Origin of the sequence: Haemophilus haemolyticus (assembly GCF_003493605.1) — a bacterium.
GTDB lineage: Bacteria > Pseudomonadota > Gammaproteobacteria > Enterobacterales > Pasteurellaceae > Haemophilus > Haemophilus haemolyticus_J.
In genome coordinates this window covers 17,676-38,545 of sequence record NZ_QQKA01000011.1, presented here as the reverse complement: position 1 = coordinate 38,545, position 20,870 = coordinate 17,676, and the positions used below count along the sequence as shown (strand labels likewise).

Here is a 20,870-nt window from a genome sequence, read left to right as displayed (position 1 = left end):
ATCCTTGAGAAACGCCATTTAATAATAGCAGTTAAATCCTAGTGAGCTGACCACTCAATTGTACTAAGGTCGATACCTTCTTTAAACATATCCCATAATGGCGATAATGCACGAAGTTTTTCCACGGCACCTTTTACTAAATTAATGGTGTAATCAATTTCTTCTTCAGTGGTGTAACGACCAAGTGTGAAACGAATTGAACTGTGTGCCAATTCATCATTTAAACCAAGTGCGCGTAACACATAAGACGGCTCTAAGCTAGCCGATGTACAAGCAGAACCAGAAGATACAGCAATATCACGCAACGCCATCATTAAAGATTCACCTTCAACATAGTTAAAGCTAATATTTAAATTACTATCTAAACGATGCTCCATTGAGCCATTTACGTAGGTTTCTTCAATATCTTTTAAACCATTATATAAACGATCACGAAGAGCTTTTAAACGTGGCATTTCGGTTGCCATTTCTTCTTTTGCAATTCGATAAGCCTCGCCCATTCCCACGATTTGGTGGACAGGTAATGTACCTGAACGCATTCCTCGCTCATGGCCACCGCCATGAATAATCGCTTCTAAACGGATACGTGGTTTACGACGAACGTATAACGCACCAATACCTTTAGGCCCATAAAGTTTATGGCTAGACATAGATAATAAATCAACTGGCAACTCTTCCAAGTTAATCGCAACTTTGCCCACACTTTGAGTTGCATCTACGTGGAAAATCGTTTTATTTGCACGACAAAGCTCACCAATAGCTTTAATATCTTGCAACACACCAATTTCATTATTGGCATGCATAATTGAAACTAAAATAGTATCAGGACGAAGTGCGGCTTTAAATTTTTCTAAATCAATTAAACCATCAGACTCAGGTGATAAATAAGTCACTTCAAAACCTTCACGCTCTAATTGACGACAAGTATCTAATACGGCTTTATGCTCAGTTTTGCAAGTGATGATATGCTTACCTTTAGTTTGGTAAAAATGCGCAGCGCCTTTAATTGCAAGGTTATCTGATTCTGTCGCACCAGAAGTAAACACAATTTCACGAGAATCAGCACCAATAAGATCCGCAATTTGATTACGAGCCACATCTACCGCTTCTTCTGCTTGCCAACCAAATTTATGCGAGCGAGAAGCTGGGTTACCGAATGTACCGTCAATGGTTAAAAATTCCATCATTTTCTTCGCAACACGCTCGTCCACAGGACAAGTTGCTGCATAGTCTAAATAAATAGGTAATTTCATTTTTCACTCCTAAATCATTCTAAATTTGACCGCACTTTTAATGCATTTTACACTGTACGGACTACTTTCCTTTATTGATTAACAATTAATAAATTCTCAAAATCACTATGAGTTTGGCGTTTTGAGTCACGTTTACTCACCAATTCAGCCAAAGTAATTTCATTAAGAAAACTTTCAATGCGATTACTTAAGTCTTCCCACAATGTATGAGTTAAACATTCTACGCCATTTTGACAATTTCCACGACCAAGACATTTTGTCACATGAATATTTTCATTTACCGCTGAAATAATCATTCCTACTGAAATTTGATCACTTGGTAAACCTAGCTGATAACCTCCACCGGGTCCACGAACACTTTTTACTAATCCATCACGACGTAATTTAGCAAAAAGTTGTTCTAAATAAGATAACGAAATATGTTGACGTTCAGAAATATCTGCAAGGCTCACAGGACCTTTTTCTGCATTTAAAGCGATATCTAAAACCGCAGTGACTGCATAACGACCTTTCGATGTAAGTTTCATAAAGTGTTCCTAAAAAGTGATGTTGCAATATTTACATATCCTACTAAATCAGTCAATTAATCTAAATCAAGATCAATTCGTTTTTCGACCGCACTTAGCATGCCATTTAAAATATTTAATTCATTTTTTTCAAGTTGAGCGCGATAATATAAACGCTTTAATTTATGTATAACACCTTGATTTTGAATGAATCCGAGTGACTGATATACACGCTCAGTATACTCAAAAAAATAAGCGAGTTGTTCTGCGGTTGGATAGTTTTGTTCTATTAAAGAAAGTGAATTTTCCTTCTTATCTTGAGCTAAAAATGCCATGCGCAATTCATAGCTTACCAACTGTACCGCCATTGCCAAATTTAAAGAAGAATAATCAGGATTAGCTGGGATATTCAAATGGTAATGACATTTCAACAACTCTTCATTCGTTAATCCAATACGTTCACGACCAAACACAATAGCTATCTTGCCTTCATGCGCTACAACTTTCTCCGCGCATTCTCGAGGCTCGATCAATGTACTTTGTAAATGACGTAAACGAGCACTTGTACCAATCACTAAAGAGCAATCATCAACGGCTTTATCAAAACTATCGACAACTCTAGCATTTTTTACAATATCTTCTGCGCCAGCTGAAAGAGCATAAGATTGTTCATCAATGGATTTTGGTGAAACAAGACAAAGCTGGGTCAATCCCATTGTTTTCATTGCTCTAGCAGCAGAACCAATATTACCGCTATGCGAAGTCTCAATTAAAACAATACGAATATTTTCCAACATAATGATGCCCGACTAAAATTTAAGGATATTCTACCACAATAACCGCTAAAAATAGTCAAGAATTTAAGCAAATTAAAGAAATTTAAAATATTAGAGATGAATAATAAAAATAAGAATGGTGGGTTGTGAGAGGCTCGAACTCTCGACCGACGGATTAAGAGTCCGCTGCTCTACCAACTGAGCTAACAACCCAACTGGACAACTAAATCAGAGAGTGGTGGGTCGTGAAGGATTCGAACCTTCGACCAACGGATTAAAAGTCCGCTGCTCTACCGACTGAGCTAACGACCCACTGTGTTGATGAATTAATGATAGCGCATTTATTTTAGAATCAAAAGAATAAATTCATTCTTTCAAACTAATTGGTTAAATTACAAACGATGAAAACAAAACAGGATCCAATAAAAAATGGATCCTGTTTTTCAAGTATTAGAAATACTAAGAATTAGTATGCTAACACTGCACGACGGTTTTTAGAATATGCAGCTTCATCGTGACCTAATACTGCAGGTTTTTCTTCACCGTAAGATACTGTGCCTAATTTACCAGCATCAACACCTTTACCAGCTAAATAACCTTTAACTGCATCCGCACGACGTTGACCTAACGCGATGTTGTATTCTGGTGTACCGCGTTCGTCAGTGTTACCTTCTACTAATACTTTAGCAGCTGGAGTTGCATTTAAATATGCTGCGTGAGCATCTAAGATTTGAACGTATTCACCTGTGATGTCATATTTATCAAAACCGAAATATACGGTGTTATAACGTTGTTGAAGATCAGCAACAGAGTATCCGCCAAAAGTTTGGCCCGCACCATTACCTGCAGCATCGTTGTTAGATGAACTACAAGCAGCTAATGCAGCTACAGAACCTGCAACTAATAATGATTTAACAAATTTGTTCATTAGATTTCTCCTCAATGAGTTTTCTTTATTTAGTTAAGTATGGCGACCAAGCAGGAAATTTCACTTGGCCATTACTTCCTGGAAGGCTCGCCTTAAAGCGACCATCTGCAGAAACTAATTGTAGCACCTTTCCTAAGCCTTGTGTAGAACTATAAATAATCATAATTCCATTTGGTGAAAGACTTGGGCTTTCGCCTAAGAAAGAGGTACTAAGTACTTCTGATGCGCCAGATGTAAGATCTTGTTTAACAACATTATTGTTTCCATTAATCATCACAAGGGTTTTGCCATCAGCGCTAATTTGTGCACTACCGCGACCACCAACCGGTGTTGCACCACCACCGTTTGCACTCATACGATAAACTTGTGGTGAACCACTTCTATCGGATGTAAATAAAATTGAGCTACCGTCTGGAGACCAAGATGGTTCTGTATTATTACCTGCACCACGAGTTAATTGAGTCGGAGCGCCGCCGTGAGAACTCATCACATAAATATTTAATGAGCCATCCTGTGAAGAGGCGAAAGCTAAACGTGAACCATCTGGAGAGAATGCAGGAGCACCATTATGTCCAGGGAAAGACGCCACCACTTTACGAGCACCAGAATTTAAATCTTGTACAACAAGTTGTGATTTTTTATTTTCAAAAGATACATACGCTAAACGTTGACCATCTGGAGACCAAGCTGGTGACATAATTGGTTGAGAGCTACGATTTACGATAAATTGATTATAGCCATCGTAGTCTGCAACACACACTTCATAGGGTTGTGAACCGCCATTCTTTTGCACAACATAAGCGATACGAGTTCTAAACGCACCACGGATCGCAGTTAATTTTTCAAAAACTTCATCACTAACAGTATGGGCACCATAGCGTAACCATTTGTTTGTCACTGTATAGCTATTTTGCATTAATACAGCCCCTGGCGTACCTGATGCACCAACGGTATCAATTAATTGATAAGTAATACTATAACCATTACCAGATGGAACAACTTGTCCGACCACAATTGCGTCAATGCCAATATTAGACCAAGCTTCAGGATTTACCTCTGCTGCTGAAGTTGGGCGTTGAGGCATTTGAGACACAGCAATAGGACTAAACTTACCACTGTAACGTAAATCATCAGCAACAATTTTGCTAATATCTTCTGGTGCAGATCCTGCAAACGGCACAACAGCTATAGGACGTGCACCATCAACCCCTTCATCAATTACAATGCGAACTTCATCATCTGCGAATGCATTGCTTGCAACAGCAAGTACAATCGCTAATACGCTCACTAAACGTTTTAATAATTTCATTTTGTTACCTTTAAAATTTAACAATAAATTTTTCTAAAGAATTATCGAATATCAAAGTCAATAATTGGCGATTTATATTTTTCATAAATTTCATCTGATGGCGCAGCTGGAACTTTTTTCGTTCTAGCAACCGCACTTAATGCTGCTGTACAAATATCATCAGAGCCTGAAATTTTTTGATATCCCAAGATTGTTCCATCTCGACTTAATTGAATTTTAATACGACAAACTTTTCCTGCAAAACTTGGATCTTTTAAGAAACGACGTTGAATCTCTTTCTTAATCACTCCAGCGTATTGATCTCCTACTTTGCCACCATCGCCAGAACCAAGCGCAGCACCACTACCTTGAGTTCCACCTTTATTCGCATTTCCGCCTTTAGATGCACTACCGCCACCAATATCTCCGCCATTTAAGAAATCATCTAAACTGGCTTGGTCCGCTTTTCGTTTTGCTGCATCCGCTTTAGCTTTAGCATCTGCAGCAGCCTTAGCTTTCGCCTCTGCCGCAGCTTTAGCTTCTGCATCAGCTTTTGCCTTAGCATCAGCAGCGGCTTTAGCTTTTGCATCTGCTTCAGCTTTCGCTTTAGCCTCAGCTTTTGCTTTAGCAGCGGCTTCAGCTTTTGCCTTGGCTTCTGCTTCTTGTTTTGCTTTTTGTGCTGCAAGTTCTGCCGCTTTAGCTTTCGCCTCTTCTTCAGCTTGTTTTGCTGCGGCAGCTAAACGTTTAGCCTCTGCATCTGCTTTTAATTTTGCAGCTTCAGCCACTTGTTTAGCTTTTGCCTCTTCAGCTTGTTTCTGTTTTTCCAACGCTTCTTGACGAGCTTGCTCTTGTTGTTTTTTTATTTCTTGCTGACGTTGCTGTTCTTGCTGACGTTTTAACTCTTCTTGTCGTTGAACTTCTTGTTGATGCTTAATCTCTTCTTGATTAGGCTCAGGTGGTTTTTCTTCAACAACAGGTTCTGGACGTTTCTGCTTATCCGCTTGCCCTTTTTTCTGTTGTTGAATCCTACCCCATTCTTGCGCTGCTGAGCCAGTATCGACCATTACTGCCCCCATAGCATCACCATCACCTTCTCCACCACCCATAATTTCAACTGTATGGTAGAAAGAGCTGACAATCAACAATCCAAACAAAACAAGGTGCATCACTATAGAAATAACAAATGCATTTGCGCCTTTTTTTTGTCGATTATTTTGCACGGTTACCTACTTAGTTAAATTGGGTTTGTCATTAAACCAACAGATTTAATTCCAGCAAGGTGGAGCAGATTAAGTGCTTTAATCACTTCTTCATAGGGAACTTCCTTAGCTCCACCCACTAAAAATAGTGTGTTATTATCTTTATCAAATTCTTGTCGAGATAACTGTGTCACCATTTCTTCCGTTAACCCTTCTTGACGTTCTCCGCCAATAGAAATCGCATATTGTCCAATCCCTGAAACTTCAAGAATTACCGGCACTTTATCTTCATTAGATACATTTTGACTTTGCACTGAATCCGGCAATTCCACTTGTACGCTTTGGCTAATAATTGGTGCTGTTGCCATAAAGATCAACACAAGCACTAACAATACATCCAAAAACGGGACAATATTAATTTCAGATTTAATATCTTTACGCTGACGACGAGCCATAATTCAAATCTCTCTTATTTTTCACCGCACTTAACGAAAGAGTGCGGTATATTTTTTCTATATTTTAGTGTGGTGCTTTGCCGAAAGCTTGGCGATGTAAAATCGTCGTAAATTCATCAATAAAGTTACCATAATTCTGTTCGATAGCATTCACGCGTAAACTTAAACGGTTATAAGCCATTACAGCTGGAATCGCAGCAAACAAACCGATTGCAGTAGCAATCAATGCCTCGGCGATACCAGGAGCAACCATTTGTAAAGTTGCTTGTTTAGCACCACTTAATGCCATAAAAGCGTGCATGATACCCCAAACGGTTCCGAATAAGCCAATATAAGGGCTAACAGAAGCTACTGTAGCTAAAAATGGGACGCGACTTTCAAGACTTTCAACTTCACGATTCATTGTAAGACTCATTGCTCGCGTAGTTCCTTTAATAATCGCCTCAGGCGCATCTGGATTCACTTGTTTCAAGCGAGAAAACTCTTTGAAACCAACAAAGAAAATTTGCTCACTACCCGTTAAAATATCACGACGATTTGATAATCCTTCATATAGCTTATTCAAATCTTCACCAGACCAGAAACGGTCTTCAAAAGTATTCGCTTCTTTTAAAGCAGCCGTTAAAACTCGGCTACGTTGGATAATAATCGCCCAAGAAATAATCGAGAATGAAATCAAAATCACAATTACAAGTTGAACAACAATACTTGCTTTTAGAAAAAGATCTAAAAAATTCAATTCTGCAGTCATTGCATACTCCGAAAAGTTTATTTTAAGTTATAAAACGCAGCTTTTACTTCTTTAGGAAGAGCCACGGGTTTCATATTGCCAAGATGAACACTGGCTACCTTGACTGTAGCCTTTGATAACATCACCGTATCACGCATAAGTCGTTGCTCAAAAAGGATTGTTGCGCCTTTTATCTCTATGACATCTGTTTCTACCGTGAGTAAATCATCCAATTTTGCCGCAACGCAATAATCAATAGCGAGCGATTTGACAACAAACGCGAGTTGTTGTTCTTGTAATAAAGTTTGCTGCGTAAAATTTAACGCTCGCAAATATTCTGTTCTAGCCCGCTCAAAAAAATGCAAATAACGAGCATGATACACAACGCCACCAGCATCAGTATCTTCATAATATACTCGAACGGAAAGATAGAAGGTTTTTTCTGACATTATTAAGCTTTGCCCACCGCAATAGGTCGGATATTTTAGAACCTGTTTTTTAGATAAGCAATATGCCGAAGAAAAAAATCATCCTCGTAAATAAAAATGCTCTACAGCACTAATCAATATAATGATATAAGAGATATAAGGTAAGAAAAGTAGTTTCCAAATTACGCTTTTAATTTCAAATCCGATTCCATGAATCCAAACCGTAATCAATCCCCAAAAGATCATCAAAATCCACCAAGGAGAATCATTTCGTAACAACGTTGAAAAATTATCAATATTAAAGAAAAATACGGCTGTTAGTCCTAGCGCTAAAATAAATGAAAGGGTTCGAAACGAACCCTTATTAATTAATTGATAGAGTGAATGAATCATATTACTCGTCAAATTTTCCTGCTTTTTCTTTGCCAATGGTTAATTTTGCGCTGGCAAATATAGCTAATAACACACCCACTACCCAAATTACATATAACATATTAATCTCCTTAGTATAATGAGTGTTTATTTTCATCAATGAAATTTGCATCTAAGCGACCAAACATCTTCGAATAAGACCAAATGGTATAAACCAAAGAAATAGCCACAAAGATAAGTGCAAAAATCAACATTAATGTTAATGTTAATTCACTTGAAGTTGCATCCCACATTAACAAACTCTGTTCAGGGTGTGAGCTTGAAGGCATCACAAATGGGAACATAGATACTGCAGCAGTAATAATTACGCCAGCCATTGTTAATGCAGAGAAAAAGAATGCGAAACCACAACGATTAGCTTTAGAAAATGCCGCATTTAATAATGCAGCGACTACTGCTAATGCAGGGAAAATCCAAAGAATTGGCATTTCATTGAAATTTCTAAACCACGCACTAGTTTCAACAGCAACTTCTTTATTCATTGGAGAAGATGGAGCGTAATGATCCACTACACTCGTTACTACATAACCCTCTTTAAAGTATAACCATGCTCCAGCTAATACAAACGCAATTAAAGTGACAATCGCACCGATTTGGCTCACTGAGCGAGCGCGATCACGCAATTCTTCGGTTGTTTTCATTTGTAACCAGTTCGCACCGTGAGTTACAAGCATTGATAAGCTAATAACACCACACAATAATGCAAATGGATTTAATAATTCAAAGAATGAACCGGTATAAGTTACTTGAGTCAATTCGTTGAAATGGAATGGAACACCTTGTAATAAATTACCAAAAGCCACACCAAATACTAATGATGGAACAAAACCACCTGCGAATAGTCCCCAATCCCAAACAGAACGCCAAGTCGGGTTATCAATTTTTGCACGATATTCAAAGCCCAGCGGACGTAAGAATAACGCTGCCAATACCAATACTAACGCAATGTAGAAACCTGAGAATGAAACTGCATATACAATTGGCCATGCCGCAAATACTGCACCGCCTGCAGTTAACAACCAAACTTGGTTACCATCCCAATGTGGGGCAATAGAGTTGATCATAATACGGCGTTCCACTTCTTTTTTACCTGTTACAGGTAAAAGTGCAGTCACGCCCATATCAAATCCATCAGTTACAGAGAAACCGATCAATAATACAACGACTAACACCCACCAAATAAAACGTAGAAATTCATAATCAATCATAATTCATCTCCTGCTTATTTAGATGATTGTTCAAAGTAGTATTTGCCGGTTTTTAACGCACTAGGACCCAAACGCGCATATTTAAACATCAAATACATCTCAACAATAATGAACGCAAGATAAAGCGCACAAATTAAACCAATAGAGAACCATAAATCGCCAGTACTTAACTGAGACGCCGATACCCCAACAGGTAAAACTTCATAAATTGCCCATGGTTGACGACCAAATTCAGCTAAGAACCAACCAAATTCAATCGCTAAGAATGGCAATGGAATACTCCAAAGCAATGCTTTAAGTAATAAGCGAGAAGAAGTCACTTTGTTACGTAAATTCTGAACAAATGCACCGAAAGCTAATAAGATAATTAAACCACCAGCCGCTAACATACCACGGAAAGCCCAGAAGTTAGGACCTACATTTGGAATAGTATCACGCGCCGCTTGTTTAATTTGTTCCTCAGTCGCATCAACAATATTATTTGTGTAGCGTTTTAACAATAAACCGAAACCAAGATCTTTTTTAACTTCATTAAATTGTGCTTTTGTTTCTTCATTTACTTGGCCATTTGCTTTTTTCTCAGACTTTAATTGAGTAAACAATTCATAAGCATGAATACCGTTACGTACACGATTTTCATTTAATAATTGAAGATCTTTCAAGCCAGTAATTTCTTTATCTACAGAGCGAGTAGCAATTAAACCACCAAGATAAGGAATTTCAATCGCAAAATCATTTTTCATTTCTGTCGAATTAGGGATTGCGACTGGATGGAATGGTGCTGGAGCTGCATGAGTATCAAACTCAGCTTCCATTGCAGCCAATTTCACAGGTTGTGCTTTACCGATGTCATAACCTGATTCATCACCCATAATTAATACAGCTGATGCAGCAATAAAACCAAATGTTGCCGCGACAGAGAATGAACGTTTAGCAAAACCAATATCGCGACCTTTTAATAAATAGAATGCGCTGATACCTAATACAAACATTGCACCGGTTGTATAACCTGCTGTTAATGTGTGTAAGAATTTACTTTGCGCAACTGGATTTAACCAAAGATCTAAGAAGCTGGTCATTTCCATACGTACTGTCTCAAAATTAAATTCTGAGCCAGCTGGAGACTGCATCCAACCATTAGCAACTAAAATCCACATTGCAGATAAGTTCGAACCGAAAGCTACACAATATGTAGCAAGTAAGTGTTTACCTTTAGTTAAACGATCCCAGCCAAAGAAGAATAACCCCACAAAAGTTGATTCTAAGAAAAAGGCTAGTAACGCTTCAATCGCTAATGGCGCACCAAAAATATCACCTACATAATGAGAATAATAAGACCAGTTAGTACCGAATTGGAATTCCATAATGATACCTGTGGTCACCCCAAGGGCGAAGTTAATACCAAATAACTTACCCCAGAATCTTGTCATATCTTTATAAACTTCTTTGCCTGTCGCCACATAAATGGTTTCCATAATCACAAGGACGAAGGACAAACCTAATGTCAGCGGCACGAAAATGAAGTGATACAACGCAGTTAAAGCAAACTGCAAGCGAGAAAGGTCAACAACGTCCAACATTCTCAACTCCTCTGTATAAACAACATTAGTTCCAATGATGATTAAAAAGGCAAAGCCTTAAATAATCCCTAATTACTCAACTCCAATTAGTTAAGTTTAAATTGGTTTATCTACATAATCATTCTCAAATAGTTAAAAAACACCAATTATTATAGAGATAAGCCAAATTGGCGGGTATTCTACTACTAAATACAAGGATAAAAAACAGTAAAAACGATATCTAGATCACATTTTTGACATAAAATATAAAATACCTATTATTTATTAAAAATAATTTAATTGATATAAATCAATTTTGCTATTTTTTGTACAAAAATATACGTTACACGTGATCCTTATCACAATTTACAACAATAAATGACTTCAAAAGCTAGACATACTAAGTATATTTTGCTATTTTCCCGCCTAGTTTAATTTTTAGATTTCATAATAAAGAGAAACAAGGACTTAAAATGAAAAAAACATTCCTTATTTTAACCGCACTTTTCTCTGCTGTATCAACCTCTACTTTTGCATCAAATATTCTGCCACAACAATGTGAACAACTATTTAAAGAAACAGAGAATTTGATTGCTCAAGCAGAAAAACAACCTGGCACACATACACAGGTAGGAAAAATTAAAAATAAGTTAAACCATAGTAAACAACAAATTCTTCAAATGGAATTAGCGACTCAGTTAAAAAGTTGTGAAGTAGGTTTAGCAAAATTAAGTAACTTGAAAAGTTATAGTGAGTAATTAAAAAAGCCTTATTGAGTACAATGAGGCTTTTTTAGTGGTTAAATTTATCTAGTCTGATAATTTCTGCAGACCGAAATGGCGATAAGTTTGAGATGTTGCGATACGGCCACGCGGCGTTCTTTGTAGAAACCCCTGTTGAATCAAATAAGGCTCTAAGACATCTTCAATGGTATCGCGTTCTTCACCGATTGCAGCAGCAAGGTTATCCAGTCCTACTGGCCCGCCGTCAAAACGCTCAATAACTGCAGACAATAATTTTCTATCTAAATAATCAAATCCAGCATCATCTACATCCAACATTGAAAGCGCTTGTTTTGCCACATCTACAGAAATTACGCCCCCATTACGCACATCTGCATAATCACGCACGCGTCGTAATAAACGGTTTGCAATTCGAGGCGTGCCTCGTGAACGACGAGCCACCTCAAAAGCGGCTTGCTGTTCTAATTCAAGATTCAAACACCCCGCACTTCTTGCAACGATAGATGTTAAATCTTCTACAGAATAAAATTCCAAACGTTGCACAATACCAAAACGATCACGCAATGGCGAAGTCAACGAGCCAGCTCTAGTCGTTGCGCCAACCAAAGTAAAAGGTGGCAAATCTAATTTAATAGAACGAGCGGCTGGCCCCTCACCAATCATAATATCCAATTGATAGTCTTCCATTGCTGGATAAAGAACTTCTTCAATAGCAGGGGAAAGTCGATGAATTTCATCAATAAATAACACATCATGCGGTTCAAGATTGGTTAGCATTGCGGCTAAATCTCCCGCTTTTTCCAATACAGGTCCTGATGTCGTACGAATATTCACGCCCATTTCATTTGCCACAATATTAGCAAGCGTTGTTTTTCCCAAACCTGGAGGGCCAAAAATCAATAAATGATCCAAGGCATCTTGACGTAGTTTGGCTGCCTTGATGAAAATATCCATTTGCTCGCGCACTTGCGGCTGCCCAACATAATCTGCTAATAATTTCGGACGAATAGCGCGGTCAATAACATCTTCATCAAGTTTAGCTTGCCCGCTAATAATTCTATCTGCTTCAATCATGTCTAACCTACAGTGCGGCTTTTAAAGCTTCGCGGATAACTTGTTCACTGGTTAATTCTGGCTTAGCAACTCGTTTCACCATTTTTTCTGCTTCTGAAGGTTTATAACCTAAAGCAATCAAGGCTGAAATAGCTTCATCAGATGAATTTTCTACACGCGATTCAATAGATGGAACTGACGGAATATGAGTACTTTCTACAAAGAAATCGCTTTGTTTTACGCCTTTAAATTTACCTTTGAGCTCAACTAACAAACGTTCAGCTGTTTTTTTACCCACACCAGGAATTTTGGTGAGTTTAGAAAGCTCTTCCCTCTCAATTGCATAAGCAAATTGTTCGACCGACATGGCGGATAAAATCGCTAAGGCTAATTTAGGCCCCACCCCATTTGTTTTAATTAATTCACGAAATAAAGTGCGGTCTGTTTTCTGGGCAAATCCAAAGAGTAAATGAGCATCTTCCCGAACAACAAGATGGGTGAATAAAGTAGTCTCTTGCCCGATTTCTGGCAAATCATAGAAACTCGTCATAGGCAAAAGCAATTCATAGCCTACGCCTTGAACATTAAGTAAAATTTCTGGAGGTTGTTTTTCTAAAAGAATGCCTTGTAAGAGACCGATCATAATTCTTCCGAATGATAAAAAACTTAACACATAGAATAAAATAAAACTGGACGAACATCCAGTTAAATTTTTAATCTAAAGCGTCCTCGGCTATATCTGGTCTTTAAAAGTGTGGTCATTTTTTCTTGCGTTTCTGTCATTTTCACAGAATTGGCAATATGTAAAGAATGTTGAATAGAATGCGCATGTGTAATCGCGATGGCCAACGCATCCGCGGCATCGGCTTGAGGTTTATCTGACAACTTCAAAATACGAGTCACCATTTCCTGCACTTGCACTTTATCTGCGGAGCCAATGCCTACAACCGTTTGCTTTACTAAACGTGCGGCATATTCAAAAACAGGTAAATCATGATTTACCGCTGCAACAATCGCCGTACCACGAGCCTGCCCGAGTTTCAAAGCTGAATCCGCATTCTTCGCCATAAACACTTGCTCAATCGCAAACATATCAGGTTGAAATTGCGTGATAATTTCAGTTACTCCAGCATAAATGCGTTTCAAACGGGTTGGTAAATCTTCAACTTGAGTACGAATTGCGCCACTGCCAAGATATTCCAAATGTCTCCCAGTTTGGCGAATCACACCATAACCAGTTACGCGAGAGCCGGGGTCAATACCTAAAATAATGCTCATAATTTCTATAAAAAATGGGTAATTAAATTACCCATTTATTGCATCATTAAAGCTGAGATGCCACTTCGTCACTGATTTCACCGTTGTGATATACGTTTTGTACGTCATCACAATCTTCCAACATATCAATTAAACGAAGTAATTTTGGTGCAGTTTCAATATCAAGATCAACGGTTGTTGATGGAATCATCGTTACTTCAGCTTCTTGTACTTTAAAGCCCGCTGCTTCAATGCCATCACGAACTGAACCTAAATCTTCCCAAGCAGTATAGATTTCAAATGAACCATCATCTTGTGGTTGAATATCGTCAGCGCCAGCTTCGATAGCCGCTTCAGTTAATGCATCTTCGTCCGCTTCTGCGATTAAGATTAAACCTTTTTTGCTAAATAAATAACCAACAGAACCTTCTGTTCCCAAGTTACCACCACATTTGGTAAAACTTGGGCGAACCTGTGAAATGGTGCGGTTTGCATTATCACTTAAACATTCAACCATAACCGCTGTACCACCTGGGCCATAACCTTCATAGATTTTGGTTTCCATATTGGTGTCATCGCCACCGCCTACACCACGATCAATAGCGCGGTTGATAGTATCGCGCGTCATATTGTTACTAAGTGCTTTATCTACTGCTGCACGTAAACGCGGGTTAGCACTCACATCGCCACCACCAATTTTAGCTGCGGTAACAAGTTCACGAATTAATTTAGTAAAAATTTTACCGCGTTGAGCATCTTGTGCTGCTTTGCGGTGTTTAATATTAGCCCACTTACTATGGCCTGCCATGTTGTTTTCCTTCTATTTATCTTTAAGAATATATTTTCTAATTGCTTCCGCATTATTGGAAGATTTTGTCATTTGGATTGCTTTTTCAGGAGAAACCCATTGATATGCCAAATGCTCACTTAATATTGGTTTGAATTCTTGCTCCATTGCCAATAAAAACCAATGTTCACGGCAATGCGTCACATTCGGTGCGTATTTATATCGGAAATGTGGAAAAATTTCAAACTCTATGCTCTCTTTGCAATCAAAAAGTGCGGTGGAATTTTCTGAAATTTCTAACCGCACTTCTTCCCAAAGCTCACGAATTGCTGTGTTTTTTGGTGTTTCACCACGTTCAATGGTGCCAGTAACAGACTGCCAAAAATCAGGATCATCTTGGCGCTGGAGCATCAGAATGCGATACGTGCTTTCCGCATAAATTACCACGAGAACCGATTGATTATTTTTATATTTCAAGCTCGTCATCTACATAATTGAGAATGGGCAGCATCATACCTTTTCTACTAAAAACTTTCAAAAAAATTACCGCACTTTAAAACTAAAGTGCGGTAATTATCTCAATTATTTTAGTTTAACCAGCCAGCTTGTTGGGCGATAAACAAGCCTGCAAAGGCGGTTAAGTAGAATAAACCGATAAGGGATAACCACAATAAGCCGCCTTTTACACTATGTTTCGCGTGCTTAGTCAGAGATAAATTCAACCAAGCAAAGATTGGTGCAGAAACAAATGAAGCAATCATCGCGAATTTCAGCATTGGACCCACAGCATTATTGAAGTAGAAAATAATCGCTAAGCCAGACAACGCTGCTAAAATCATGCCGATATTAAGAATTCTCACAGAGCTTTCTTGTTTACCAAACAAGATACGCACGGCTTCAATATTGGTACGAGAATAACCATCAATTACCGTAATTGTTGTTCCAAACATGCACATGAACGCAATGACTGCAATTAATAAGCGAGACCATTCACCGATAATACTTGCATACATATTGATAAGTTGTGCGATATATTTTCCGCCAACCATCTCTACGGTTTCAGGAGAACCATATTGCACCAATGCACCAAGCGCTAAAAATACGACAGCTAAAATTGCTGTACCGATATAACCCACGTTGAAGTCAAATAAACCATCTTCATAAGATACTTTCGTTAGACGACGTTTTGCCACCACCCACATAGAGTTAACAGCAGAAATTTCAATTGGTGCAGGCATCCAGCCCATTAAGGCCACTAAAAACGCTAATTTACTTAATTCCCATGGAGAAGGCGCTACAAAATCAGGTGTGGCTACGCCATTGATACCATTACGCATAAAAGCAATCACGACAGCGCTCACGGTTGTTACCGTTAAAGCAATCATGATGATTTTCGATAAACTATCTAATAAACGATATTTACCCAACAATAAAATGCTGGTTGTTACAAGAATCACTAATGAGCTTAATACTGGCATTGGTAGAGGAATTGGCGTAATGAAGGTTAAAATTGCGGCCGTTAATAATCCCACTGCAGCAGTATTAATTACTGTGGCAAAAACGTTTAAAGCAAGGAATAACCAAAGGTAGAACTTCCCTTTTTGACGGTAACCTTCTAACAAGGTATTACCCGTATCTAGGGTATATTGAACACCGAAACGGAAGAAAGGATATTTAAATAAGTTAGCAAGAATAACAATGCTCACTAATTCCCAACCATAGATCGCACCAGCTTGGGTAGATGCAATAATATGCGAACCACCAACAGCTGCAGATGCCATGACGATTCCGGGGCCTAAGGCAGAGAATTTACTCGCCCATGTTGATTTTTCTACTGGAGTTGAAACTTCACCCATAAAATGTTCTCTTATAAATTAATCATAAATCGAAAAGACCTCATTTATAATAGAATTTTATCCTTGAGTAAAGCAAATAAAATCCACCTAAAAGCACTAATAAAAAATAAAAACCTAATTATTTTTTTAAATTTCAGAATATAACTCCAAAACAAATAAATTTCCCCAGTATTCATACCCAAAAACGGATGTATTTAAGTGAATAAAATTTTTTCAACAAAAGAAAGTGCGGTCAAAATTGGTTGAATTTTTGACCTCACTTTCTTTTTCAAAAATCCCTAAAATAGAATTTTAGGGATCTACATATATTCTCGTAATACCGACATTGTGGATTTACTATTTAATGAAAATACTCATTACTTTTCTTGTTATACAACACATATAAATATATGCAAAGCACCATAAGATTGGATAGAAGCAAATAGAATTGCTCTTGAATCTCATTAAATGGATTATTTACTGTTAATTCTAAAAAATTTATTAATGCCACAAAAAAGAATGCTATTCCTCTAACCACATATAATGTTCTAGCCCATTTTTTCCCTAAGAAAAAACCAATAGAAAGCACTAGCATTAAGACATAAGAACTAAAAACACCAAAGAAAAAAGAAAAGGGTCTTAAAAAGAAAAATCCATCAATAATGTAATGTTCGCTTAAAACACTGGCTCCCCAATAAATAGCCAAAATAAAACCACAAATAGAAGCTATTGTTAGCAACAAGGGTCTTTTACCAATTTCATTAACATTAAGACTTTTATCACCAAAAAAACGACTAGCTTCTTTTGAAAAAAGAACTTTAATCGAAATTAAGAAAAAAATGAAAAGTATAACGAATACAACTGAAGATAACATTTCTGGTCGCATAAAAGTATACTGCATTAGGTTATGTTCTAAACTAACCCCAATGCTAAAAAAGATTCCTGTCATGGCATACCCAGCATATAACCATTTTCCCCAACTATGCCCATTCCTTATAGAAAAAGCAGAAATAAACAGACATACCGGAAAAATAAAGTCTGTTACAGAATAGTAATCATAAACTCTCCATACAGAAGAACCTAGCCCTGCCATTTGTGAATAAATAAGATTAATAAAAATTGCGGTTGCAATAACTAAAATTGCCGTAGAAATATTTCTAATTTTATATTCAATATTCATATATTCTCTCTAACACAAAAATGCGGCCCCAATTGGCCGCACTTACTTTCTTTATTTTTAAATATTAGCAAAATTATTCAGCTTTAGTCACTGCAATACTCAACTCCGCTAACGCCTGCGGATTCGCAAAGCTAGGTGCCTCGGTCATCAAGCACGCTGCAGCAGTAGTTTTAGGGAAAGCAATCACATCGCGAATGTTTTCCGTTCCAGTTAAAAGCATGGTTAAACGGTCTAAACCAAATGCTAAACCGGCATGTGGCGGTGTACCGAATTTTAACGCATCTAATAAGAAACCAAATTTTTCACGTTGTTCTTGTTCGTTGATACCAAGAATGCGGAATACCGTTTGTTGCATTTTCGGATCGAAAATACGTACTGAACCACCGCCCACTTCGTAGCCATTGATCACCATATCGTAAGCATTTGCTACCGCACTTGTCGGATCGGCTTCTAATTGCTCTGGGCTAAAATCTTTTGGCGACGTAAATGGGTGGTGCATTGCTGCAAGATTACCCTCTTCATCACGTTCAAACATTGGGAAATCAATCACCCAAAGTGGTTGCCACTCATCTAAACGAGTTAAACCAAGATCACGACCTAATTTCAAACGTAACGCACCCATTGCATCAGTGGTGGTTTGCCATTTATCTGCACCGAAGAATAAGATATCGCCAGTTTGGGCTTTCACACGTTCTGCTAACGCTTTCCATACATCTTCATTTAAGAATTTCGCAATCGGGCTTTGTACGCCTTCAAGGCCAGCATTGATGTCGTTTACTTTCGCCCAAGCCAAACCTTTCGCACCATAAATACCGACAAATTGTGTATATTCATCAATTTGTTTACGTGTAATATCTGTTCCATTTGGTACACGAATTACGGTAACACGGCCATTTGGATTGTTGGCTGGCTCATTAAACACTTTAAAATCAATGCCTTTGACGATATCAGCTACATCAACCATTTCTAATGGGTTACGCAAATCCGGTTTATCAGAACCGAAACGACGCATTGCTTCTTGCCAAGTCATCACTGGGAATTTACCTAAATCTACACCAATGGTATCAAGCCATAAGCCGTGCACCATACGTTCCATAATTTCGCGTACTTCTGGCGCAGTTAAGAAAGAGGTTTCCACATCGATTTGAGTAAACTCAGGCTGACGGTCTGCACGTAAGTCTTCATCACGGAAACATTTCACAATTTGATAATAACGGTCAAAACCAGACATCATTAAAAGCTGTTTGAAAAGCTGTGGAGACTGTGGCAATGCATAGAATTTGCCTTTATGCACACGGCTTGGTACTAAATAGTCACGCGCACCTTCTGGTGTTGCTTTAGTAAGCATTGGGGTTTCAATATCAAGGAAACCATTATCATCCATGAAACGACGTACAAAACTGGTAATTTTCGCACGGGTTTTCAAACGTTGAGCCATTTCTGGGCGACGTAAATCTAAATAACGATATTTTAAACGTTGTTCTTCCGTATTGTTTTGGTTAAAGTCGAGAGGTAACACATCAGAAGCATTGTAAACACGCAATTCTTTCGCTAACACTTCCACTTCGCCTGTCGCCATATTTTTATTGATTTGGTTTTCAGGACGTGCAATCACTTCGCCTTTAATTTGGATACAAAATTCGTTCCGTAAACCCGCAGCCGCTGTCAATGCATCTTGATATTTCGGATCAAAACAAACTTGCACAACGCCATCACGATCGCGCATATCAATAAAAATTAAGCCACCTAAATCACGACGGCGGTGAACCCAACCGCTTAATGTTACATCTTGTCCGATATTGTTACGGTTTAATGCTCCGCAATAATGTGTACGCATCATATTCAATTCCTTAACTCTCTATAAAAATGGAAAAATACCGCAGAATTATACGGAAAAAGGCGCGTCTTTTAAATCTTAAACGGAAATTTATTTGACCCCTTGAAAACTTTCCTTAAAATGACCGTACTTTTTAAATATTTTCTAATCTGTAGGGTGTGGAAAGTTGAAAAAACACACATGCTCCACACAATGTAAACCATGAAAGATACTATTTTTTCCGCGCCTATTGAAAAACTCGGCGATTTTACCTTTGATGAAAACGTTGCCGAAGTCTTTCCAGATATGATCCAACGCTCCGTACCTGGCTATTCCAACATTATTACGGCAATCGGTATGCTGGCAGAACGTTTCGTCACGGCTGATAGTCATGTTTATGATCTTGGTTGCTCGCGAGGTGCCGCCACACTTTCAGTACGTCGAAATATTCATCAACCAAACGTAAAAATTATTGGTATCGATAATTCTCAACCTATGGTTGAACGTTGTCGCCAACATATTGCGGCATATCATAGTGAAGTACCTATGGAAATTCTCTGTGACGATATTCGTCACGTTGAGATTAAAAATGCCTCAATGGTCATTCTCAACTTTACCTTGCAATTTTTACCGCCTGAAGATCGTATCGCATTGCTTACCAAAATCTATGAAGGTTTAAATCCAAATGGTGTATTGGTGCTATCTGAAAAATTCCGTTTTGAAGATGAAAAGGTAAATGAGCTACTGATTGATCTCCACCACCAATTCAAACGTGCTAATGGTTATAGCGAACTTGAAGTGAGTCAGAAACGCACCGCACTTGAAAATGTGATGCGTACAGATTCTATCGAGACACACAAAGTGCGGTTAAAAAACGTAGGATTTTCACAAGTAGAACTTTGGTTCCAATGCTTTAATTTTGGCTCGATGATTGCAGTTAAATAATTCATAACAAATTTATTTAATTCAACTTTTTTATGGCATAATGCCCGCACTTTTTATCACAAAAGGATTAAACCAATGCGAATTTTACACACTATGTTACGCGTGGGCGATTTAGATCGCTCAATCAAATTTTATCAAAATGTTTTAGGTATGCGCTTATTACGTACCAGTGAAAACCCAGAATACAAATATACGCTTGCTTTTTTAGGTTACGAAGATGGCGAAAGTGCGGCAGAAATTGAATTAACATACAACTGGGGCGTAGATAAATATGAACATGGCACTGCCTATGGACATATCGCTATCGGCGTGGATGATATTTATGCGACTTGTGAAGCTGTTCGCGCAAGCGGTGGTAACGTTACTCGCGAAGCAGGGCCAGTTAAAGGTGGCTCAACCGTCATTGCTTTTGTTGAAGATCCAGATGGTTATAAAATTGAATTTATCGAAAACAAAAGTACTAAATCTGGTTTAGGCAACTAAAGTGCGGTC

23 protein-coding genes and 2 tRNA genes are annotated in these 20,870 nt (G+C 38.1%); 3 read left to right on the top strand and 22 right to left on the bottom strand.

Going from position 1 to position 20,870, the window contains the following annotated elements; all coding sequences use genetic code 11:
• Window positions 1–38: 38 nt before the first annotated feature.
• The 14 genes from DV424_RS07830 to DV424_RS07765 all read right to left on the bottom strand — a co-directional run bounded on the left by DV424_RS07830 (window position 39) and on the right by DV424_RS07765 (window position 10,783).
• Complete coding sequence (locus tag DV424_RS07830; protein WP_046938642.1) at window positions 39–1,253, bottom strand: IscS subfamily cysteine desulfurase; 1,215 nt, start codon at window positions 1,251–1,253, stop codon at window positions 39–41.
• Between the two features lie 71 nt (window positions 1,254–1,324).
• Window positions 1,325–1,780: a Fe-S cluster assembly transcriptional regulator IscR gene (iscR, locus tag DV424_RS07825; protein WP_118859636.1), complete on the bottom strand. Its 456-nt coding sequence runs from the start codon at window positions 1,778–1,780 to the stop codon at window positions 1,325–1,327.
• A gap of 56 nt (window positions 1,781–1,836) precedes the next feature.
• On the bottom strand, window positions 1,837–2,556 hold the full coding sequence (gene trmJ / locus DV424_RS07820) for a tRNA (cytosine(32)/uridine(32)-2'-O)-methyltransferase TrmJ (RefSeq protein WP_118859635.1): 720 nt from the start codon (window positions 2,554–2,556) through the stop codon (window positions 1,837–1,839).
• Between the two features lie 116 nt (window positions 2,557–2,672).
• A tRNA-Lys gene (locus DV424_RS07815) sits at window positions 2,673–2,748 on the bottom strand.
• A 23-nt stretch (window positions 2,749–2,771) separates the two neighbouring features.
• Window positions 2,772–2,847 (bottom strand) — tRNA-Lys (locus DV424_RS07810).
• A gap of 154 nt (window positions 2,848–3,001) precedes the next feature.
• The gene (pal, locus tag DV424_RS07805; RefSeq protein ID WP_005630091.1) at window positions 3,002–3,463 is read right to left on the bottom strand and encodes a peptidoglycan-associated lipoprotein Pal; all 462 of its coding nucleotides are present in this window, start codon (window positions 3,461–3,463) and stop codon (window positions 3,002–3,004) included.
• Between the two features lie 25 nt (window positions 3,464–3,488).
• Window positions 3,489–4,772: a Tol-Pal system beta propeller repeat protein TolB gene (gene tolB / locus DV424_RS07800; RefSeq protein ID WP_118859634.1), complete on the bottom strand. Its 1,284-nt coding sequence runs from the start codon at window positions 4,770–4,772 to the stop codon at window positions 3,489–3,491.
• 41 nt (window positions 4,773–4,813) lie between these two features.
• Window positions 4,814–5,971 carry a cell envelope integrity protein TolA gene (gene tolA, locus DV424_RS07795; protein WP_118859633.1) on the bottom strand — a complete coding sequence of 386 codons (1,158 nt, stop codon included), beginning with the start codon at window positions 5,969–5,971 and terminating at the stop codon, window positions 4,814–4,816.
• 14 nt (window positions 5,972–5,985) lie between these two features.
• The gene (gene tolR, locus DV424_RS07790; RefSeq protein ID WP_005634116.1) at window positions 5,986–6,405 is read right to left on the bottom strand and encodes a colicin uptake protein TolR; all 420 of its coding nucleotides are present in this window, start codon (window positions 6,403–6,405) and stop codon (window positions 5,986–5,988) included.
• 64 nt (window positions 6,406–6,469) lie between these two features.
• Window positions 6,470–7,156 (bottom strand): protein TolQ, encoded by a 687-nt coding sequence (gene tolQ, locus DV424_RS07785; protein WP_118859632.1) that lies wholly within the window; start codon window positions 7,154–7,156, stop codon window positions 6,470–6,472.
• 17 nt (window positions 7,157–7,173) lie between these two features.
• A complete protein-coding gene (gene ybgC / locus DV424_RS07780; protein WP_118790802.1) occupies window positions 7,174–7,584 on the bottom strand; it encodes a tol-pal system-associated acyl-CoA thioesterase in 411 nt (136 codons plus the stop codon).
• Window positions 7,585–7,662: 78 nt separating this feature from the next.
• Entirely contained in the window at window positions 7,663–7,956 is a 294-nt protein-coding gene (ybgE, locus tag DV424_RS07775) for a cyd operon protein YbgE (RefSeq protein ID WP_118859631.1), read from the bottom strand.
• Window positions 7,957–8,066: 110 nt separating this feature from the next.
• Window positions 8,067–9,203, bottom strand: a complete 1,137-nt coding sequence (gene cydB / locus DV424_RS07770; protein WP_118803319.1) for a cytochrome d ubiquinol oxidase subunit II — start codon at window positions 9,201–9,203, stop codon at window positions 8,067–8,069.
• 14 nt (window positions 9,204–9,217) lie between these two features.
• Window positions 9,218–10,783, bottom strand: coding sequence for a cytochrome ubiquinol oxidase subunit I (locus DV424_RS07765; RefSeq protein WP_118859630.1), 1,566 nt, complete (start codon window positions 10,781–10,783; stop codon window positions 9,218–9,220).
• 452 nt (window positions 10,784–11,235) lie between these two features.
• Between DV424_RS07765 and DV424_RS07760 the strand changes: the two genes are divergently transcribed.
• Complete coding sequence (locus DV424_RS07760) at window positions 11,236–11,520, top strand: DUF5339 domain-containing protein (RefSeq protein ID WP_118859629.1); 285 nt, start codon at window positions 11,236–11,238, stop codon at window positions 11,518–11,520.
• Window positions 11,521–11,571: 51 nt separating this feature from the next.
• Here DV424_RS07760 and ruvB read toward each other — a convergent pair whose 3' ends face one another.
• The 8 genes from ruvB to aspS all read right to left on the bottom strand — a co-directional run bounded on the left by ruvB (window position 11,572) and on the right by aspS (window position 19,457).
• Window positions 11,572–12,579: a Holliday junction branch migration DNA helicase RuvB gene (ruvB, locus tag DV424_RS07755; RefSeq protein ID WP_009766712.1), complete on the bottom strand. Its 1,008-nt coding sequence runs from the start codon at window positions 12,577–12,579 to the stop codon at window positions 11,572–11,574.
• Window positions 12,580–12,586: 7 nt separating this feature from the next.
• On the bottom strand, window positions 12,587–13,201 hold the full coding sequence (ruvA, locus tag DV424_RS07750; protein ID WP_118859628.1) for a Holliday junction branch migration protein RuvA: 615 nt from the start codon (window positions 13,199–13,201) through the stop codon (window positions 12,587–12,589).
• Window positions 13,202–13,263: 62 nt separating this feature from the next.
• Window positions 13,264–13,836: a crossover junction endodeoxyribonuclease RuvC gene (gene ruvC, locus DV424_RS07745; protein WP_118859627.1), complete on the bottom strand. Its 573-nt coding sequence runs from the start codon at window positions 13,834–13,836 to the stop codon at window positions 13,264–13,266.
• Window positions 13,837–13,882: 46 nt separating this feature from the next.
• A complete protein-coding gene (locus DV424_RS07740; protein ID WP_005645263.1) occupies window positions 13,883–14,623 on the bottom strand; it encodes a YebC/PmpR family DNA-binding transcriptional regulator in 741 nt (246 codons plus the stop codon).
• A gap of 12 nt (window positions 14,624–14,635) precedes the next feature.
• A complete protein-coding gene (gene nudB, locus DV424_RS07735; RefSeq protein WP_118859626.1) occupies window positions 14,636–15,088 on the bottom strand; it encodes a dihydroneopterin triphosphate diphosphatase in 453 nt (150 codons plus the stop codon).
• 101 nt (window positions 15,089–15,189) lie between these two features.
• Window positions 15,190–16,458 (bottom strand): NRAMP family divalent metal transporter, encoded by a 1,269-nt coding sequence (locus tag DV424_RS07730; protein ID WP_118859625.1) that lies wholly within the window; start codon window positions 16,456–16,458, stop codon window positions 15,190–15,192.
• A 340-nt stretch (window positions 16,459–16,798) separates the two neighbouring features.
• Window positions 16,799–17,617, bottom strand: coding sequence for a hypothetical protein (locus DV424_RS07725; protein WP_118859624.1), 819 nt, complete (start codon window positions 17,615–17,617; stop codon window positions 16,799–16,801).
• A gap of 73 nt (window positions 17,618–17,690) precedes the next feature.
• Entirely contained in the window at window positions 17,691–19,457 is a 1,767-nt protein-coding gene (aspS, locus tag DV424_RS07720) for an aspartate--tRNA ligase (protein WP_118859623.1), read from the bottom strand.
• Between the two features lie 198 nt (window positions 19,458–19,655).
• Here aspS and cmoA point away from each other — a divergent pair, with 198 nt between their 5' ends.
• Together cmoA and gloA are read left to right on the top strand one after the other, a co-directional pair.
• Window positions 19,656–20,378, top strand: a complete 723-nt coding sequence (gene cmoA, locus DV424_RS07715) for a carboxy-S-adenosyl-L-methionine synthase CmoA (RefSeq protein ID WP_118859622.1) — start codon at window positions 19,656–19,658, stop codon at window positions 20,376–20,378.
• Window positions 20,379–20,453: 75 nt separating this feature from the next.
• A complete protein-coding gene (gene gloA, locus DV424_RS07710) occupies window positions 20,454–20,861 on the top strand; it encodes a lactoylglutathione lyase (protein ID WP_118859621.1) in 408 nt (135 codons plus the stop codon).
• The last annotated feature ends 9 nt before the right edge of the window (window positions 20,862–20,870 follow it).

Bases quoted from the DNA above. Each gene is read 5' to 3' on its own strand.
- DV424_RS07830 (WP_046938642.1), bottom strand. From the start codon at position 1,253: ATGAAATTACCTATTTATTTAGACTATGCAGCAACTTGTCCTGTGGAC.
- iscR (WP_118859636.1), bottom strand. From the start codon at position 1,780: ATGAAACTTACATCGAAAGGTCGTTATGCAGTCACTGCGGTTTTAGAT.
- DV424_RS07765 (WP_118859630.1), bottom strand. From the start codon at position 10,783: ATGTTGGACGTTGTTGACCTTTCTCGCTTGCAGTTTGCTTTAACTGCG.
- ruvB (WP_009766712.1), bottom strand. From the start codon at position 12,579: ATGATTGAAGCAGATAGAATTATTAGCGGGCAAGCTAAACTTGATGAA.
- tolB (WP_118859634.1), bottom strand. From the start codon at position 4,772: ATGAAATTATTAAAACGTTTAGTGAGCGTATTAGCGATTGTACTTGCT.
- ybgE (WP_118859631.1), bottom strand. From the start codon at position 7,956: ATGATTCATTCACTCTATCAATTAATTAATAAGGGTTCGTTTCGAACC.
- DV424_RS07760 (WP_118859629.1), top strand. From the start codon at position 11,236: ATGAAAAAAACATTCCTTATTTTAACCGCACTTTTCTCTGCTGTATCA.
- gloA (WP_118859621.1), top strand. From the start codon at position 20,454: ATGCGAATTTTACACACTATGTTACGCGTGGGCGATTTAGATCGCTCA.
- cydB (WP_118803319.1), bottom strand. From the start codon at position 9,203: ATGATTGATTATGAATTTCTACGTTTTATTTGGTGGGTGTTAGTCGTT.
- DV424_RS07730 (WP_118859625.1), bottom strand. From the start codon at position 16,458: ATGGGTGAAGTTTCAACTCCAGTAGAAAAATCAACATGGGCGAGTAAA.
- tolR (WP_005634116.1), bottom strand. From the start codon at position 6,405: ATGGCTCGTCGTCAGCGTAAAGATATTAAATCTGAAATTAATATTGTC.
- trmJ (WP_118859635.1), bottom strand. From the start codon at position 2,556: ATGTTGGAAAATATTCGTATTGTTTTAATTGAGACTTCGCATAGCGGT.
- ruvA (WP_118859628.1), bottom strand. From the start codon at position 13,201: ATGATCGGTCTCTTACAAGGCATTCTTTTAGAAAAACAACCTCCAGAA.
- nudB (WP_118859626.1), bottom strand. From the start codon at position 15,088: ATGACGAGCTTGAAATATAAAAATAATCAATCGGTTCTCGTGGTAATT.
- ybgC (WP_118790802.1), bottom strand. From the start codon at position 7,584: ATGTCAGAAAAAACCTTCTATCTTTCCGTTCGAGTATATTATGAAGAT.
- DV424_RS07725 (WP_118859624.1), bottom strand. From the start codon at position 17,617: ATGAATATTGAATATAAAATTAGAAATATTTCTACGGCAATTTTAGTT.
- cmoA (WP_118859622.1), top strand. From the start codon at position 19,656: ATGAAAGATACTATTTTTTCCGCGCCTATTGAAAAACTCGGCGATTTT.
- aspS (WP_118859623.1), bottom strand. From the start codon at position 19,457: ATGATGCGTACACATTATTGCGGAGCATTAAACCGTAACAATATCGGA.
- pal (WP_005630091.1), bottom strand. From the start codon at position 3,463: ATGAACAAATTTGTTAAATCATTATTAGTTGCAGGTTCTGTAGCTGCA.
- tolQ (WP_118859632.1), bottom strand. From the start codon at position 7,156: ATGACTGCAGAATTGAATTTTTTAGATCTTTTTCTAAAAGCAAGTATT.
- ruvC (WP_118859627.1), bottom strand. From the start codon at position 13,836: ATGAGCATTATTTTAGGTATTGACCCCGGCTCTCGCGTAACTGGTTAT.
- DV424_RS07740 (WP_005645263.1), bottom strand. From the start codon at position 14,623: ATGGCAGGCCATAGTAAGTGGGCTAATATTAAACACCGCAAAGCAGCA.